Annotated in this window: 14 protein-coding genes; 5 read left to right on the top strand and 9 right to left on the bottom strand. The window is 73.0% G+C overall.

Annotated features, from left to right (window positions below):
• The first annotated feature begins 17 nt into the window (after window positions 1-17).
• Complete coding sequence (gene ald / locus DQ384_RS23895) at window positions 18-1,133, top strand: alanine dehydrogenase (RefSeq protein WP_114031107.1); 1,116 nt, start codon at window positions 18-20, stop codon at window positions 1,131-1,133.
• Between the two features lie 79 nt (window positions 1,134-1,212).
• Here ald and DQ384_RS23890 read toward each other — a convergent pair whose 3' ends face one another.
• Window positions 1,213-1,917 (bottom strand): thioredoxin-like domain-containing protein, encoded by a 705-nt coding sequence (locus DQ384_RS23890; RefSeq protein WP_114031106.1) that lies wholly within the window; start codon window positions 1,915-1,917, stop codon window positions 1,213-1,215.
• Window positions 1,918-2,038: 121 nt separating this feature from the next.
• On the opposite strand from DQ384_RS23890, the gene DQ384_RS23885 reads away from it, so the two are divergent.
• A complete protein-coding gene (locus tag DQ384_RS23885; RefSeq protein ID WP_114031105.1) occupies window positions 2,039-2,686 on the top strand; it encodes a DUF305 domain-containing protein in 648 nt (215 codons plus the stop codon).
• Here the strand turns inward: DQ384_RS23885 and DQ384_RS23880 are convergent.
• From DQ384_RS23880 to DQ384_RS23870, 3 genes are read right to left on the bottom strand one after another with little or no spacing between them, the layout of a single operon-like run.
• Window positions 2,679-3,755 carry a threonine aldolase family protein gene (locus tag DQ384_RS23880; RefSeq protein ID WP_114031104.1) on the bottom strand — a complete coding sequence of 359 codons (1,077 nt, stop codon included), beginning with the start codon at window positions 3,753-3,755 and terminating at the stop codon, window positions 2,679-2,681. The genes DQ384_RS23885 and DQ384_RS23880 overlap by 8 nt on opposite strands.
• Window positions 3,752-4,444: an SDR family NAD(P)-dependent oxidoreductase gene (locus DQ384_RS23875; protein ID WP_114031103.1), complete on the bottom strand. Its 693-nt coding sequence runs from the start codon at window positions 4,442-4,444 to the stop codon at window positions 3,752-3,754. Before DQ384_RS23875 ends, DQ384_RS23880 begins: the two co-directional genes overlap by 4 nt.
• Complete coding sequence (locus DQ384_RS23870; protein WP_114031102.1) at window positions 4,441-6,513, bottom strand: DUF6421 family protein; 2,073 nt, start codon at window positions 6,511-6,513, stop codon at window positions 4,441-4,443. The genes DQ384_RS23875 and DQ384_RS23870 overlap by 4 nt, the downstream gene beginning before the upstream one ends.
• Before the next feature lie 488 nt (window positions 6,514-7,001).
• On the opposite strand from DQ384_RS23870, the gene DQ384_RS23865 reads away from it, so the two are divergent.
• Window positions 7,002-7,712 (top strand): hypothetical protein, encoded by a 711-nt coding sequence (locus tag DQ384_RS23865; protein ID WP_114031101.1) that lies wholly within the window; start codon window positions 7,002-7,004, stop codon window positions 7,710-7,712.
• Here the strand turns inward: DQ384_RS23865 and DQ384_RS23860 are convergent.
• A complete protein-coding gene (locus tag DQ384_RS23860; protein WP_114031100.1) occupies window positions 7,652-8,314 on the bottom strand; it encodes a response regulator in 663 nt (220 codons plus the stop codon). The two genes, DQ384_RS23865 and DQ384_RS23860, sit on opposite strands and share 61 nt — an antisense overlap.
• A gap of 270 nt (window positions 8,315-8,584) precedes the next feature.
• On the opposite strand from DQ384_RS23860, the gene DQ384_RS23855 reads away from it, so the two are divergent.
• Both DQ384_RS23855 and DQ384_RS42305 read left to right on the top strand, forming a co-directional pair.
• Complete coding sequence (locus DQ384_RS23855; RefSeq protein ID WP_114031099.1) at window positions 8,585-10,120, top strand: zinc ribbon domain-containing protein; 1,536 nt, start codon at window positions 8,585-8,587, stop codon at window positions 10,118-10,120.
• Window positions 10,121-10,145: 25 nt separating this feature from the next.
• Window positions 10,146-12,002 (top strand): serine/threonine-protein kinase, encoded by a 1,857-nt coding sequence (locus DQ384_RS42305; protein ID WP_114031098.1) that lies wholly within the window; start codon window positions 10,146-10,148, stop codon window positions 12,000-12,002.
• Here DQ384_RS42305 and DQ384_RS23845 read toward each other — a convergent pair.
• The 4 genes from DQ384_RS23845 to DQ384_RS23830 all read right to left on the bottom strand — a co-directional run bounded on the left by DQ384_RS23845 (window position 11,992) and on the right by DQ384_RS23830 (window position 15,530).
• Window positions 11,992-12,678 carry an adenosylcobinamide amidohydrolase gene (locus tag DQ384_RS23845; RefSeq protein ID WP_114031097.1) on the bottom strand — a complete coding sequence of 229 codons (687 nt, stop codon included), beginning with the start codon at window positions 12,676-12,678 and terminating at the stop codon, window positions 11,992-11,994. The genes DQ384_RS42305 and DQ384_RS23845 overlap by 11 nt on opposite strands.
• 10 nt (window positions 12,679-12,688) lie before the next feature.
• A complete protein-coding gene (locus tag DQ384_RS23840; RefSeq protein ID WP_220183105.1) occupies window positions 12,689-13,486 on the bottom strand; it encodes an ABC transporter ATP-binding protein in 798 nt (265 codons plus the stop codon).
• Complete coding sequence (locus tag DQ384_RS23835) at window positions 13,483-14,478, bottom strand: FecCD family ABC transporter permease (protein ID WP_245966725.1); 996 nt, start codon at window positions 14,476-14,478, stop codon at window positions 13,483-13,485. Before DQ384_RS23835 ends, DQ384_RS23840 begins: the two co-directional genes overlap by 4 nt.
• A gap of 95 nt (window positions 14,479-14,573) precedes the next feature.
• Window positions 14,574-15,530 (bottom strand): ABC transporter substrate-binding protein, encoded by a 957-nt coding sequence (locus tag DQ384_RS23830; protein ID WP_114031096.1) that lies wholly within the window; start codon window positions 15,528-15,530, stop codon window positions 14,574-14,576.
• Window positions 15,531-15,628: the final 98 nt, after the last annotated feature.

The following is a 15,628-nucleotide window of genomic DNA, read 5'->3' as shown; positions in this document are numbered from 1 at the left end:
AGGGTCAAGGAGGACTCATGAAAGTCGGCATTCCCCGAGAGGTCAAGGAGCAGGAGCACCGGGTGGCGATCACTCCCGCGGGGGTGAACGAGTTCGTCCGGCACGGTCACCAGGTGTTCGTCGAGCGCGGCGCGGGCGAGGGCTCGTCCATCCACGACGAGGACTACCGCGCCGCCGGCGCGACGATCCTGGACACCGCGGAGGACGTCTGGCGCGAGGGAGATCTCATCCTGAAGGTGAAGGAGCCCATCGCCTCGGAGTACGGCCTGATGCGCGAGGGGCAGGTGCTGTTCACCTACCTGCACCTCGCCGCGTCGCGGAAGCTGACCCTCGCCCTGATGGAGTCCGGGGTCACCGGCATCGCGTACGAGACCGTGCAACTGGGCAACGGCGCGCTGCCGCTGCTGGCCCCCATGTCCGAGGTCGCCGGACGCCTCGCCCCGCAGGTCGGGGCCTACCACCTGATGCGGCAGGGCGGCGGCCGGGGCGTGCTGATGGGCGGGGTGCCGGGCGTCTACCCGGCCAAGGTGGTCGTGCTCGGCGCGGGCGTGACCGGCATGAACGCCGCCACCATCGCGCTCGGCATGCAGGCCGAGGTGCTGCTGCTGGACAAGAACATCGAGCGGCTGCGCCAGGTGGACACGATCTACCGGGGGCAGATGCAGACCGTCGCGTCCAACGCCTACGAGATCGAGCGCGCCGTCCTGGACGCCGACCTCGTCATCGGGGCGGTGCTGGTGCCGGGCGCGCGGGCGCCGAAGCTCGTCAGCAACGAGCTGGTGTCGCGCATGAAGGAGGGCGCCGTGCTGGTGGACATCTCGATCGACCAGGGCGGCTGCTTCGAGGACTCCCGTCCCACCACCCACGCCCACCCGACGTACCGGGTGCACAACACGGTCTTCTACTGCGTGGCGAACATGCCGGGCGCGGTCCCGACGACCTCGACGTACGCGCTGACCAACGTCACCCTGCCCTACGCCCTGGCGATCGCCGACCGGGGCTGGCGGGAGGCCCTGCGCGGCGACACGGCGCTCGGGCTCGGGCTGAACACGCACGCGGGCGTGCTGACCAGCCTTCCCGTCGGCGAGGCCCACGGCCTTGAGGCCGTGGACCCCGGCGCGGTGCTGCGCTGACCTTCTCTGTGCCGATCGCGCTCACCCGTGCCCAGCGGGCCGGACCCGGCTGACGTGGCGGCCGGGCCCGGCCGGGGCCTCAGGAGCTCGGCGACGCGCTGGGCATCGTGGAGGCGCTGGGCGCGCCGCTCGGAGCCGGGCTCGGCGACGTGGCCGGGATCGGGCTCTGCGCGGCCGTCTGGTCGGTGCTGCCGCTGCCGCTGCAGGTCGCGCCGTACTCGGGCGTCTCGGTCGGGTTCTGCTTGTACTTGGTGATGTACCGGGCCAGGCGGGGGTCGTCGACGCCCTTGAGCTCGATCTGGTGGTTCCAGGAGCTGGCGACCACGGGCGCCTTCAGCCCCGGGTACGGGCTGAGCAGCAGGTAGTCACTGGTGACCAGCGCCTTGAGCTTGTCGACGTCGGCCTTCGGCAGGTCCGGCCGGTAGGTGATCCACACCGAGCCGTGCTCCATGGAGTGGACGCCGTTCTCGCTGTTGATCGGCTCGTCGTAGACGCCGCACTGCTGCCAGACGGGGTTGTGCTCGCCGCCGACCGGCGGGCTCTCCTTGTACGAGACCTTGATCAGCGTGTGCTGGGAGCCCTTGTAGGCGAACGACTTCACCCCGTCGAGGGAACTCGCGGCGCGGTCCTGGATCACGTAGAACCCGACTACGCCGACCAGCAGGATGATGACGAAGGCCCCCGCTCCCCACATGAGCATCGCCGTGCGCCGCTCCTTACGCTGCTGCGCGGCACGCAGCTTGGCGAGTTGCTCCCGCCGCGCCTGCGTCTTCTCCTTGGTCATCAGTCCTCCAACTGCTGGTCAAGACCCTGACTGCTCAAGCTCCCGATACTTATGTGGAGGATAGTGGGTAGGTAATAACGTTTGCGTCTAACGCCCGGGACATTCACTGATCTGGCTGGAAATGGCAACCACACGAACGCGCTCGGTCCTCGTCGCCCTGATCTCCTGCCTGGCCACGGCCGCGGTCATGCTGCTGGTCAACGGCAGGTCGGGGCCACCCGGGGACGCCTCCGCCGAGGCGGGCTTCTCCCGTGACATGGGCGTGCACCACGCGCAGGCGGCCGAGATGGGCTTCGCCGTCCGCGACGCGAGCACCGACCCCGCGATCCGGGGCCTCGCGTACGACATCATCACCACCCAGACGGCGCAGCGGGGCGTCTTCATGGGATGGCTCCAGCAGTGGGGCCTGAACCAGGCGGCCACCCGGCCGGCGATGGCGTGGATGGCCGGGCACGGGCACGGCGCCCCCGCGACGGCCACCGGACCCGCGACGGCTCCCGGCAAGATGCCCGGCATGGCGACCGATGCCGAGATGAAGCGCCTCCAGGCAGCCAAGGGCAAGGACGCCGAGATCCTCTTCCTCCAGCTCATGATCCGTCACCACGAGGGAGGCGTGCAGATGGCCCGGGCGGTCCTGAACCGGACGAACCGCCCCGAGGTGCGGACGATGGCCCAGCACATCGTGGACACCCAGGACAGCGAGATCGCCTACATGACCGACCTACTCCGGTCCCGCGGCGCCAAGCCCTACCCCTCGATCCTCAACTGACCCGCCCAGGGGGCGAGCTCATCTCCTCGGCGATGGCCGCGGCGAAGGCGTCGACGTCGCGCTCGGTGGTGTCGAAGGAGGTCATCCAGCGGACCTCGCCCGTGGCGGCGTCCCAGGTGTAGAAGCGGAACCGCTTGCGGACGCGGTCGGCCACGTCGGGCGGGATGACGGCGAAGACGGCGTTGGCCTGGACGGGCCGGGTGAGCGTGACGCCGGGGATCTCGCGCACGGCCGCCGCCAGGCGGGCCGCCATGGCGTTGGCGTTCCTGGCGTTGCGCAGCCACAGGTCGCCGGCCAGCAGCGCCTCGAACTGCACCGAGACGAAGCGCATCTTGGAGGCGAGCTGCATCGCGGTCTTGCGCAGGTAGACCATGCCCCGCACGGCGGAGGGGTTGAGCACGACGACCACCTCGCCGAACATCAGGCCGCTCTTGGTGCCGCCGAACGACAGCACGTCCACGCCCGCGTCGGTGGTGAGCGCGCGCAGCGGCACGTCCAGGGCGGCGGCGGCGTTGATCAGGCGGGACCCGTCGAGGTGCAGCAGCATGCCGAGCTCGCGGCAGTGCGCGGCGATCGCGGCGATCTCCTCCGGCGTGTAGAGGGTGCCGAGCTCGGTGCTCTGCGAGATCGACACCACCCGGGGCTGGGCGCGGTGCTCGTCGCCGAAGCCCCACGCCTGCCGGTCGATCAGCGCCGGCGTCAGCTTGCCGTCGGGGGTGGGGACGCTCATCAGCTTGAGCCCCGCGCTGCGCTCGGGCGCCCCGCCCTCGTCGGTGTTGATGTGCGCGGTCTCGGCGCAGACGACCGCCTCCCACAGGGCGGTCATCGCGCGCAGGCCGACCACGTTGGCGCCGGTGCCGTTGAACACCGGCCACGCCTCGGCGGCGGGCCCGAAGTGCCGCTTGAACACGTCCTGGAGGGCCCTGGTGTAGTCGTCCTCGCCGTAGGCGACCTGGTGGCCGCCGTTGGCCAGGGCCAGCGCCTCCAGGACCTCCGGGTGGACGCCGGCGTAGTTGTCGCTGGCGAACCCCTTCGCCTCGGGGTCGTGGTGGCGTCGTGCCTGGGTCACGTGGTGAGGTCCAATCGCGTGCCGTTGACGTCCTCGGCGGGCCGGTCCCACAGGCCGGCGACGGCCTCGGCGAGGTCCTTCACGTCGGTGAACCCGGGGAAGGCCCGCTCGGGCGCGGCGGCCCGCATCGCGTCGTTGACCAGGGCCTTGACGACCAGGATAACGGCGGCGGCCTGGGTGCCGCGCAGCGCGTCGGCGAGAGCCAGCGTCCAGGCCTCGGCCGCCGCCTTGGCCGCCGCGTACGCCGCGTTTCCCTGGGTGGGCCGCCGGGCCGCCGTGGCCGAGACGATTGCGAACCTGGCGTCGTGGCCGGCCCTCAGCAGCGGCTCGAAGGCGAGCGAGACGTTCTGCAGGGTGCGGATGAGCTGGAGGTGCAGGGCGTCCCAGTCGGCGAGGTCGGTCTCGGCGAAGGTCTTGGAGCCCCGCCAGCCGCCGACGAGGTGGACGACGCCGTCCACCCGCCCGTACTCGTCCTCGACGCGGCGCGCGAGCCCGCGCACGGCCTCGGCGTCGGTGAGGTCGACGGCGAGCACGCCCGGGCCCTCGTGCCGCGCGGCGCCGATCACCGTGTCGCCGCGGGCGGCCAGGCGTGCGGTGACGGCCTCGCCCGTGGGGCCGCTGGCGCCCGTGACGACGACTACCCTGCCGGCGGTGCCGGCCTCTCTGCCGGCGTGCTCGGTGGTGCTCACCCGCGGATTCCCTTCGTGGCCTCGATGACGCCCGAAAGCTTACGACGCAGCGCCTCGTAGAACATGCTCAGGGGGAACTCGTCGGGCAGGACCGCGTCGACCACGGCCTTCGGGAAGCCCTCGACGGGCAGCGCGTCCACGCCGCGGTTCCAGACCGAGGCCGGGTGCGGGGCGACGTAGGCGGCGACGAGCCGGTGGGCGGCGAGCCAGTGCGCCAGCTTGGGGCGGTCGATGCCGTCGCGGTAGAGCTTCTCGACCTCGCCGCGCAGGTCGGCGACGCCGTCCGCGACGCGCTCCCAGTCCACGCTGAGCCGGTTGTCGGTCCAGCGGACGATGTCGTTGCGGTGCAGGTAGGCGAACAGGAGCTGCCCGCCGAGGCCGTCGTAGTTGCGCACCCGCTCGCCGGTGATCGGGAAGCGGAAGAGCCGGTCGAACAGGATCGCGTACTGGACGTACCGGGCGTGCGGCACGCCCTCCTTCTCCAGTTCGACGGCCTCGCCGAAGGCGGTCAGGTCGCAGCGCAGCTCCTCCAGCGAGTACAGCCAGTACGGCATGCGCTGCTTGATCATGAATGGGTCGAACGGCAGGTCGCCATGGCTGTGGGTGCGGTCGTGCACGAGGTCCCACAGGACGAAGGTGTCCTGCGCGAGCTCCTGGCTCTCCAGCAGCCGGGCCGCGTCCGGCGGGAGGGCCAGCTTGAGGGTGTCGGCGGCGGCGCGGCCGACGCTGCGGAACCGCGCGGCCTCCCGGTCGCAGAAGATCGCGCCCCAGGTGAACCGCGGCGGGACCTCTCGGACGGCCACCGTCTCGGGGAACAGCACGGCGGAGTTGGTGTCGTACCCGGCGGTGAAGTCGACGAACTCGATCGGGACGAACATCGGGTTGTCGTACCGGTCGCGCTCCAGCGCGGCGAGCCACTCCGGCCACACCGTGCGGATCCAGACCGCCTCCAGGTTGCGGTTCGGGTTGCCGTTCTGGGTGTACATCGGGAAGACGACCAGGTGCTCCAGGCCGTCGACCCGCTGGGCGTCGGGGTGGAAGGCGTTGAGCGAGTCGAGGAAGTCCGGCACGCCGAAGCCGCCCGCCCGCCACTTGCGCAGGTCGGCGAGCACGGCGGTGAGGTAGGCCTCGTCGTGCGGGAACGCCGGCGCGAGCTTCTCGACGGCCTCGGCGACGCGGTCCACGATCGGGGAGGCGGCCGCGGCGTCCTCGACGGAGCCGTCCTTGGCGGTGAGGGGCCTCAACTCCTCGACGGCGTCCTTGAGGGCCTGCTTGAGCGCGGCGGTGCCGGCGTCGTCCCCGCCCCGCGCGCCGGTGGCGGCCGGGACGCGGGCGGCCCAGGTGACGACGTTGCCCCACAGGCGGGCGTGCCGCAGGTCGCCGATGGAGTCGTCGCCGAACAGGTCGGAGTCGGCGAACACGACCACCCGGCCCTCACCGTGGCGCAGGGCCACGGCCAGCGCCCGCCCGGCGGGGTCGGCGGCCGTGGAGGTCTCGAACAGGACGGTCGCCCCGGCGGGCGGGGTCAGCACGCCCGCGCGGTAGAAGCAGGCCTCGCGGGCCCCGGCCGTGAGGTCGTCGCCGGAGCCGGGAACCGGCACGCCGCGCACCCAGGTGGCGACGCCGTTGTAGGAGTTGCCCGGATCCTGGACCGTGGTGTGCTCGACGCCCACGCCGAACCGGGCGAGCAGGTCGGCGAGGTTGTTGCCGTACTTCTCCTGCTCGCACTCGGCGAGGACGATCAGGCCGCCGCCGCCCGCGACGTACCGCTCGATGGCGTCGATCTCCTCGGCGGGCAGCGCGGGGCTGCCCAGGCCGACGGTGCGCTCCCAGCGCTCGCCGGAGGGGTGGGCGATCACGAACACGTCGTGCGCGGCCAGCAGGGACGGGGTGACGGCGCCCTCGGTGTGCGCGGTGACGGTGTGGCCCAGGCGGCGCAGGACGTCGGCGGCGCGGGCGTAGCTGTTGTCGTCGGGGTGCGCCGGGTTGATCGCCTCGGCGACCTCGCGGCGGATCGTCCACGACTCGTTGTGCGCCTCGTCGAACAGCACCCGCGGGAAAGCCCTCATGCCGCTCCGTCCCTCCGTTAGCGAAATTTCTCCACCCACAGCCCGATATATGCGAAAAATATACACACTCAGCGCCGTCTCGCGGGAAACCCGGAACCCGGGGAGATCAACGAGAGGCGGGCCGCCACCCGGCGGCGACCGGAAACCCCTACGCCGCCGGGGTTCCCGTCCCCGGCGGCGGCCGGTTCGACCTGAGAGCGGTTGAGGCCTGAGGCCGGTCCAGGCGTCAGGCCGGTTCAGCCGTGAGAGGGATGGCGGGTCACCCGCCCGGCGGACGACCCGCGCGGCCCCCGGCACGTACCGTCCTGTCCGGCACGGTCAGACGCCGTGCCGGCCCCCTCTCGGGGACGGCGGGCCGGGCAGCCGGCTCACCGTCCCCACCGCCGCGGACCCGCCGCCGACCGACCGTGGAACAGGCATCGAACCGGCATGGACCGGCCCGGCCCCGACACCCTCGACATCATCAAGGAACCCGACATGGAACCGTCATGCTGAGACCGTCCCGCTCCATCGCCTTCCGCCGGTACGCCACCGGCGCGGGGCTGATCCTCTCCGGCGTCTTCCAGCTCACCGCCACCCTCGCCGACCCCGGTACCTGGGGCGACGAGCGCGAGGTCGTGAGCTTCGGCGACAACCCGGCGATGGCCCAGCTGCAGTCCGCCCTCTACCACTGGAGCTGGGTGCTGCTGCCGCTCGCCGCCATCGGCCTGCTGCACTTCCTGCGCACGCGCGCGGTCGTGCTCGGCCACATCGCGGGCACGATGACCGCCCTCGGGTTCGTCAGCCTGTCCGCCCTGCTCCTGGGCGACCCCGTTCAGTGGTACTTCGGGCAGCGCTACCCGCCCGACCAGGCCGAGAAGATGTTCGACGCGGTCTACGACCTGCCCGGCGTCGTCTTCTCCTTCCAGTTGCCGTGGGTGTTCCTCGGCCCGCTCGGGCTGGTACTCCTGCTGGTCGCGCTGTGGCGGGCCGGGTTCGCCCACTGGTGGGCCCCGGTCGCGGGCCTGATCACCTGGGGCTCGACCTACGTCACCGAGTACGGCCCGAGCAGCCTGGTGTGGAGCGGCGGCAACCTGCTCGTGCTCGGGTACCTCGGGGTGAAGGTGCTGAGGCTCGGCGACGAGGGGTGGGCCTCGTACTACCCCGCCGCGGCCCCCGGCCGCACCACGCCGGACTCGTACGCGAACACCACCGCCTGAGCCCGGTCGCGCAGGCCGAGCTTCATGAGCACCCGGGCGACGTGCGTCTTGACCGTGGCCTCCCCGACGAACAGCTCCCCCGGGATCTCAGCGTTGGTAAGGCCGCGGGCCAGGTGGCTGAGCACCTCCAGCTCGCGCGGGGTGAGCTCGTCCAGGCAGCGCGGCGTGACCGGCACGTGCCCGCCCGCGAAGGAGGCGATGACGCGGGTCGTCACGGCCGGGTCGAGCAGGGCGTCCCCGGCGGCGACCACCCGGATGGCCTCCACCAGTTGCTCGGGCGGCGACAGCTTGAGCAGGAACCCGCTCGCGCCCGCCCGCAGCGCGGCGTACAGGTTCTCGTCGGTGTCGAACGTCGTCAGCATGACGACCCGGGGCGGGTCCGGCTCGCCGAGGATGCGCCGGGCGGCGGCCAGGCCGTCCATGACCGGCATCGAGATGTCCATGAGGACGACGTCGGGACGCAGGCGGCGGGCCAGGGCGACGGCCTCGGCGCCGTCCGCGGCCTGGCCGACGACGTCCATGCCGGGCTCGGACTCCACGACCATGCGCAGGCCGGCGCGGACCATGGCCTGGTCGTCGGCCACGACGACGCGGACGGTCATGTGGCGCTCCTTCGGGTCGTCTCCGGGTCGTGACGGGCGTTCGTCACGGCCATGGCCTGGACACTAACGCCCGATCCTGGCCGCCACCATCGCCGTGGGGGCGTCCGCAAGCGACCTACAAGCGGGCTTCAAGCGACCCCTAGATCATTGGCGCAGTCGCAGATCGTTCAACACGCGATTGCAACTGCGTGACGGCGGCTGTATCGGCCTTGAACGCCGCACTCCGCGCTGCGACCCTGGAGTCACCTCGGTCCGGAACAGGAGGCGGAAATGCCCCGCCTGCACCACCTCGTCGCGGGGTTCGGCATCTTCGGATCGCTCGGCCTCACTGTGCTCACCGGCTTCACCGGGCTCGCCTCCGCCCACGCGGGGACGATGCACCCCCACCCCAGCGGCTCCACCGACCGCGTGACGCCTGGAACGGTCCGCGTCGAGGCGCGCGCCCACGTGTCGATCACGCTCTTCGACGACCGGAGCACCATCCGGCGCGTCGTGCGCGAGTACGAGACGCCGGTCGGCACCGGCAGCGGGTTCACCGTGGCCCCCGACGGGGTCGTGGTGACGGCGACCGGCGTCGTCCAGGCCGAGAAGGACCCGAGCGTCTACGCCGCCAACAAGATCTTCGCCGAGTACTTCAAGGTGAAGATCCCCGCGGACTTCGACGAGCACAAGCTGAAGGACCCCGACCTGAACGCCCGCCTGAGGGCGTGCTACCCGCCGCAGGGCCGCAACTCCACCTGCTCGGCGACCGTCACCACCGACGTCACCGTGTTCCCCTACGCCGACCCGCCCGCGCCGGAGGGGTACCCCGCCGAGCTGCTGCACACCGGCACCTCGCCCGGGGCGCCGGCCGTCCTCAAGCTCACCAAGGGCGGCGAGGACGCCACGCTGCCGACCGTCCCCCTCGGCACGACGCTGGGCAGCGGCATCGAGTCCGTCGACGTCGCGGGACTGCCCGCCCGTCCGAGCGCCAAGGCGCCCCCCAAGCTGCAGACCGCCCACCTCGACCCGCCGGGCGGGCGCACGTTCAAGGCGGCCGAGCGCGCGAAGCTCGACGCGTTCCTCTCCGACGACGGCGACGGCGCGGCGGTGATCGACGACGTCAAGAGCGAGGTCGTGGGCCTGGTCACCGGGGGCGGCGGAAGCCCGGAGACGCTGACGCCGGTGGACGACGTGCGGGCGGCGCTGGTCGCGGCGGGCGTGACGGCGCGCAGGGGGCCCGTCGACGTCGTGTACGAGACCGGGCTCGCGTCGTTCCACAACAAGTCCTACGCCAACGCGATCCCCGTCTTCGAGCAGGTGCTCAGGCTGCGGCCCGACCACGCCGTGGCCCAGGACCACCTGCGCGTCGCCCGCGCCGGCCGCACGGCTCCCTCCGGCGCGACGACGCCCGGGGCCGCGCCCGCCCGGAGCGTGACGGGCGTGTCCTCGATGCTGCCCGTCGCGATCGGCGTGGTGGTCGCCGGGGTCGCGGTGGCGATCGCCGTGCCGCTGACGCTGCGGCGCAGGCGGCGGGCGAACGCGGCCGGGGACGAGCCGCCGCCGGACGCGATGGCCGGCGTCTACGTGTGGCCGTCCCAGGGCACCCAGGCGATGCCCGCCGCCGGCGAGGGCCAGGGGACGGCGGGGCAGCCGCGAACGGGGGTTCCGCCCACCGGAGCGGAGCACACGGGGACCCCGCACGCCGGAGCCGGGCACGGGGCCGTCGCCGAGGGCGGGCAGGCGCGGTTCTGCACGCAGTGCGGCATGCGGCTCGGCCAGGCGCACCGATTCTGCGGTTTCTGCGGCCACCCGGTGGACCGATGAGCGAACGAGGAGCCCCGGGGGGGCCATGAGCGAGCAAGGATTCTCGATGCCGCCACTGATCGGCGCACAGGTGGCGGACTACCTCGTGGAGGCGGTGGTCGGCCGCGGGGGCATGGCGACGGTCTACCGCGCCCGCGACCAGCGGCTCGGCCGTACGGTCGCGTTGAAGGTGCTGGCGCCGCAGCTCTCGCAGGACCAGCGCTTCCGCGACCGGTTCGTGCGCGAGTCACGGCTGGTGGCGGGCATCGACCATCCCAACATCATCCCGATCTACGAGGCGGGCGACAGCGGCGAGCTGCTGTTCATCGCCATGCGGTTCGTCGAGGGGCCCGACCTTCGCCAGGTGATCCAGGCGAGCGGTCCGATGCCGGTGGCGCGCGCGTACGCGCTGTTCTCGCAGATCGCCTCGGCGCTCGACGCCGCCCACCAGCAGGGGCTCGTGCACCGGGACGTGAAGCCGGCGAACATCCTCGTCACCGAGGAGTCCGAGCGCGGCCCCGAGCACATCTACCTGACCGACTTCGGGCTGACCAAGAGCACCTACTCCGAGGCGGGCCTCACCAGCCAGGGCCACTTCATGGGCACGCCGCGCTACGTCGCCCCCGAGCAGATCCGGGGCCAGGTCGTGGACGGGCGCAGCGATCTGTACGCCTTCGCCTGCGTGGTGTACGAGGCGCTGAGCGGGCAGCCGCCGTTCCAGCGGGACACCGAGCTGGCGTTGCTGTACGCGCACGTCTCGCACGACCCGCCGCCGCTCACCCCGTACCGGCCCGACCTGCCGCACGCCGTCAACCACGTGATGGCACGGGCCCTCGCCAAGTCGCCCACGGACCGGTTCGACACCTGCCGGGGGTTCGTGGCGGCATTGCGCGACGCGATCAGCGGGGACGAGCAGCACCCCGGCCGGCCGGACGTCAGGTCCTCCTGGCCGCCGCGGCAGGAGCCCGGCCCGGACGGACGCCCGTCCTGGCCGCCGCGCCAGGCCGCCGGGGCGGAGGGACGGCCCTCGTCGTGGCCGCCCCAGCAGGCGGGACCGGTCCCCGCGCCGCAGGGCTTCCCCGGGGGCGCGCGGCCCGGCCCGCCGACGCCCGTCCAGCCTCAGGCGCAGTTCTCCCAGTCCACGCCGCCCTTCACCGCCCCCACCGCCGTGCACTCAGGCCACCCCGTCCACGGCGGCGGCACCGTCCCGCCCGGCTTGGAGCGGACGGCCGGGGGCGCGGCCACCCACCCGCCGGGAGCGCGGCCCGCCGCCAAGAGGCGCCGCCTGCCGGCCGGCATGCTGATCGGGGCGGGGGCGGTGCTGGTGTCGGTGGCGGTCGCCGCCACGCTGCTGCTCGGCCAGGGCGGCGCGGCGCCCGTGGGCTCCAAGCGGTACCCGGGCAGCACGGCCGCGCCGGTGGCGTTCGAGTACCCCGGCGGGTGGGAGGCGCGCACGCACAGCGACGAGTACCTGATCGTCTCCCCGGCCGCGGCCGAGTTCGACGCGCTGTTCTCCGTGCCGATCGCCTCGGACTGGACGGCGGTGAACGCGCTGCTCCGCACCCAGCCCGACCGCGCGACGGGCGTCTTCGCCAAGGTCAACGACACGATCAACACCTCCGACGCGCCCGAGACGCTCAAGCGCAGCCTGAGCTTCGTCCTGCCGGGCCCGGCCGACTTCGCCTCGGCGCCGACATCGGCCACGGTCGCGGGCAGCCCCGCGTTCCGGCTCACGGGCGGGGTGAACGACCCCGGCCAGCAGGGACGCCTGGACCTGGTCGTCTACATCGTGAACAGGGGCCAGGGCCGCCCGGTGACGCTGATCACCTTCTTCTGCCCGCCCGCCAAATGCGACCAGACCCAGATCGACCGCCTGCTGGGCACCGCCGCCTTCACCCCGTAGCCACGGGGGCGTCCCCGGGCTCCAGGTCGTTGGCGGCCGCCCAGGCGTGGGCGCCCTCCAGCACGGCGTGGTGGACGGCGCGCGCGACGCGGGCGCCCCAGGTCGAGCGGGGGCCGCCGAACGGCTCCTCCGGACCGGTGTCGGGCGCGGCCACGCAGACCGCGTCCGAGGCGGTGCCCGTGCAGGCGTACCCCGCCTCGATCAGGGCCTGGGTCTTCGCCTCGGTCACGGTCATCACGGTGTTGACCAGGGCGGCGTCGCTCATGGCCACGGGGACGGCCACGATGATGTTGATCGTGCCGGGGGCCGCGGGGTGGAGCCGCAGGGGCCGCAGCTCGGGGTCGGGCTCTCCCTCGGGCGACGCGGCCCAGGTGGGGACCCGCAGCCCGACGGTCGCGACGGCCTCCGCTCCCCCGTCCTGCCTGCGGTTGTAGTGGGCGACCGAGGCCGCGGTCAGCATGCCGACGCCGGGGCCCGGCGGGGCGAGCTCCCGCAGGTGCTCCACCGGGTCCATGCGCGCGTACGCGGCCACCACCTGCGCGTTCAGCACCCACTCGCGTGGGCCGATACCGCCGCCGAGGACGCCCGAGGAGATCATCCGCCAGCCGGGGCCGAACTCCCACAGAAGCGAGGCGAGGCGCGCGCCGTCCTCGTGCCGGTGACTCAGGGACAGCATGGGGCGCTCCTCACGGGCGGACCAGGTTGACCAGCGGGCGTCCGCCCGGCCCTGGGCGGACGTGGACGCGCGCACCGAAGTGGGCGGCGAGCAGGGGCTCGGTCAGCACGTCCCCGACCGGGCCGGAAGCGACGTGCCGACCCCCGGCGATGAGCAGCATCGCGTCGGCGTACTGCCCGGCGAGGCCGAGGTCGTGGATGGTGGTCACCACCGTGAGACCGTCGGCGAGGCGCAGCCCGTCCACCAGTTCCAGCACCTGCTGCTGGTGGCCGAGGTCGAGGGCGCTGGTGGGCTCGTCCAGCAGCAGGACGGGGGCCTGCTGGGCGAGCGCGCGGGCGAGGACCACCCGCTGGCGCTCACCGCCGGACAGGTGGCCGAGCGGGCGTCCGGCGAGCGGGGACAGCGCGAGGCGGTCGAGCACCGAGCCGGTGACCTCCCTGTCCCGGCGGGACTCGCGGCCGAAATAGGAGATGTACGGCGTGCGGCCCAGCATGGCGTACTCGAAGACGGTCAGCGCCGGCGGCAGCAGCGGGTCCTGCGGGGCGTACGCCATCAGCCGGGCGCGCTGCCGGGGCCTGAGGCCGCGCGCGGGCACGCCGTCCACGAGCACCTCGCCCCGGGATTCCACCATGCCCATCATGGCCCGCAACAGCGTGGACTTGCCCGCGCCGTTCGGGCCGATGACCGCGAGCCACTCGCCGCCGCGCACCGACAGCCCGACGCCGGACAGCACCGGCCGCCCGTCCAGCGAGACGTCGAGGTCCCTCACCACCACCGGCCGCGGGCCGGCCTCGCCTTCCCTGGTCACACGCTCACCGCCCTGGTGGCGCGCAGCACGCCGACGAAGAACGGCGCGCCGACGAAGGCCGTGACCACGCCGATGGGGAGCTCGGCCGGGGCGAGCATGGTGCGGGCGAGCAGGTCGGCGAGAACCATGAACGCGGCCCCGCCCACCAGGGACAACGGCAGGACGACCCGGTAGGAGCCGCCCGCCAGGCGGCGCACGACGTGCGGGACGACCACGCCGACGAACCCGATGAGCCCGCTGACCGCGACCGCCGACGCCGTGGCCAGGGAGGCGGCGCACAGGACGACGAGCCGGACCCGCCGGGCGTCGACGCCGAGGCCGACCGCCTCGTCGTCCCCCACCGACAGCACGTCCAGCAGCCGCCCGTGGGCCAGCAGGACCACCGACGACACCACGGCGTACGGTGCGACCAGCCACACCTGCGACCAGTCCCCGCCGATGCCGCCGAGGATCCACGAGTAGATCTTCTGCAACTGCTCGACGCGGATCTGCTGCACGAACGCCTGGAGCGCGGCGAGGAACGAGGACACCGCGACCCCGGCCAGCACCAGCGTGGCCGTGCCGCCGCCCCGCCCCGCCGTGCTGCCGAGCGCGTACGCCAGCAGCACCCCGCCGATCGCCCCGCCGAACGCCGCGAGCGGCACCAGCCCGTCCACCTGGATCACCACGATCATCAGGGTGGCGGTGAGGCCCGCGCCCGCGGCGGCGCCGAGCAGGTAGGGGTCGGCGAGCGGGTTGCGGAACACGCCCTGGTAGCCGGCGCCGGACATCGCCAGCAGGCCGCCGACGACGGCCGCCAGCACCACCCGGGGCAGGCGGAGCTGGACGAGCAGCCCCTTCTCGACCGGCGACAGCCCTGAGTCGGCCGAGACGAAGGGCAGCCGGTCGAGCAGTTCGAGCACCACGCCCTTCACCGGCATGCCGACCGCGCCGATCACCAGCCCGAGCAGCACGCAGACGGCCAGCACGGCGAGCGCGGCCGTGAGCGCCACCTTCCGCGACCGCGCCGAAGCCCCCGGGGCCGCCGAGGGCGCCGGGGACTCCGAGGGTGGCTCCGAGGGGGGCTCGGAGGAGACCGTCGCGGGTTTCAGCCGGAGGCCTTCCCGACGGCCTCGCCCACCACTTTGACGAGGTCGACGACGCGCGGCCCCCAGCGGGAGGCGATGTCGTCGTCCAGGGCGATCACCTGGTCGTTCTTGATCGCCGAGAGCCCGGCCCAGCCCGGCCGCTTGGCGAGCGTCTCCTTGGACTGGCCGCAGCACTTGGTGTCGGCGAGGAAGATCAGGTCGGGGTCGGCCTTGACCACGAACTCGCTGGACAGCTTGGGGTAGCCGCCGGCCGGGTCGGGCGCCTTGTCCGCGATGTTGGTCAGCCCGAACAGGGAGTAGATCTGGCCGAGGAACGTGCTGGACGTCACGGAGTACGGCGTGCTGTCCAGCTCGTGGAGGTAGGTCAGGTTCTTGCCCTTGGGCGCGGCGGCGGCGATCGCGTCGATCTGCCGCTTCATGTCCGCGGCGACCTGGCCGGCCTTCTCGGCGTTGCCGGTGGCGGCCCCGAGGTCGGCGACCTCGTCGTAGGCCTCGTCGAGCTTGGTGGCGGCGGGCTCCAGCAGCACCGGGACGCCGACCTTGGTGAGCGCGGCGACGATGCCGTCGATGTCGTTGGACACGACGACCAGGTCGGGCTGCTTGGCGATGATCGCCTCGGCGTTGGGCTTGTACCCGGACAGGTCGCTCTTGGGGACCTCCGGAGGGTAGTTCGACTGGTCGTCGACGGCGAGGACCTGCGGGCCCGCGCCGATGGCGAACAGCGTCTCCGTGTGGCTGGCCGACAGAGATATGATCTTCGTCGGCTTCTTGGCGATGGTCACCGCGCCGTTGCCGGCCTGGACGGTCACCGGGAAGCCCCCGGCCTGCGCGGAGGTCGCGGGGGCGGGGGTGGCGGGGGTGGCGGGGGTTTCTGCGGTGCCGGTCGACTGGCCGCATCCGGCCAGCGTCAGCGCACCCAGCAACGCGCCCGCCAAGGCCGTGCGTACGGGCCTCACGTGGGTTCCTCCTGTTGCCGGGAAACGAGGGACCCGTTGATGTGGGACGGATCACCCTTTTCCACGAGGGTTGAAGACGTCGGCGCGGCAGGAGGCGA

Source organism: Sphaerisporangium album, from assembly GCF_003323745.1.
Lineage (GTDB): Bacteria > Actinomycetota > Actinomycetes > Streptosporangiales > Streptosporangiaceae > Sphaerisporangium > Sphaerisporangium album.
Note: the sequence above shows the minus strand (reverse complement) of the source record. Positions and strands in the feature narration are given on the sequence as shown.

Coding starts and splice junctions, on each gene's coding strand:
- ald (WP_114031107.1), top strand. CDS start 18: ATGAAAGTCGGCATTCCCCGAGAGGTCAAGGAGCAGGAGCACCGGGTG.
- DQ384_RS23890 (WP_114031106.1), bottom strand. CDS start 1,917: ATGACCAAGGAGAAGACGCAGGCGCGGCGGGAGCAACTCGCCAAGCTG.
- DQ384_RS23885 (WP_114031105.1), top strand. CDS start 2,039: ATGGCAACCACACGAACGCGCTCGGTCCTCGTCGCCCTGATCTCCTGC.
- DQ384_RS23870 (WP_114031102.1), bottom strand. CDS start 6,513: ATGAGGGCTTTCCCGCGGGTGCTGTTCGACGAGGCGCACAACGAGTCG.
- DQ384_RS23865 (WP_114031101.1), top strand. CDS start 7,002: ATGCTGAGACCGTCCCGCTCCATCGCCTTCCGCCGGTACGCCACCGGC.
- DQ384_RS23860 (WP_114031100.1), bottom strand. CDS start 8,314: ATGACCGTCCGCGTCGTCGTGGCCGACGACCAGGCCATGGTCCGCGCC.
- DQ384_RS23855 (WP_114031099.1), top strand. CDS start 8,585: ATGCCCCGCCTGCACCACCTCGTCGCGGGGTTCGGCATCTTCGGATCG.
- DQ384_RS42305 (WP_114031098.1), top strand. CDS start 10,146: ATGAGCGAGCAAGGATTCTCGATGCCGCCACTGATCGGCGCACAGGTG.
- DQ384_RS23845 (WP_114031097.1), bottom strand. CDS start 12,678: ATGCTGTCCCTGAGTCACCGGCACGAGGACGGCGCGCGCCTCGCCTCG.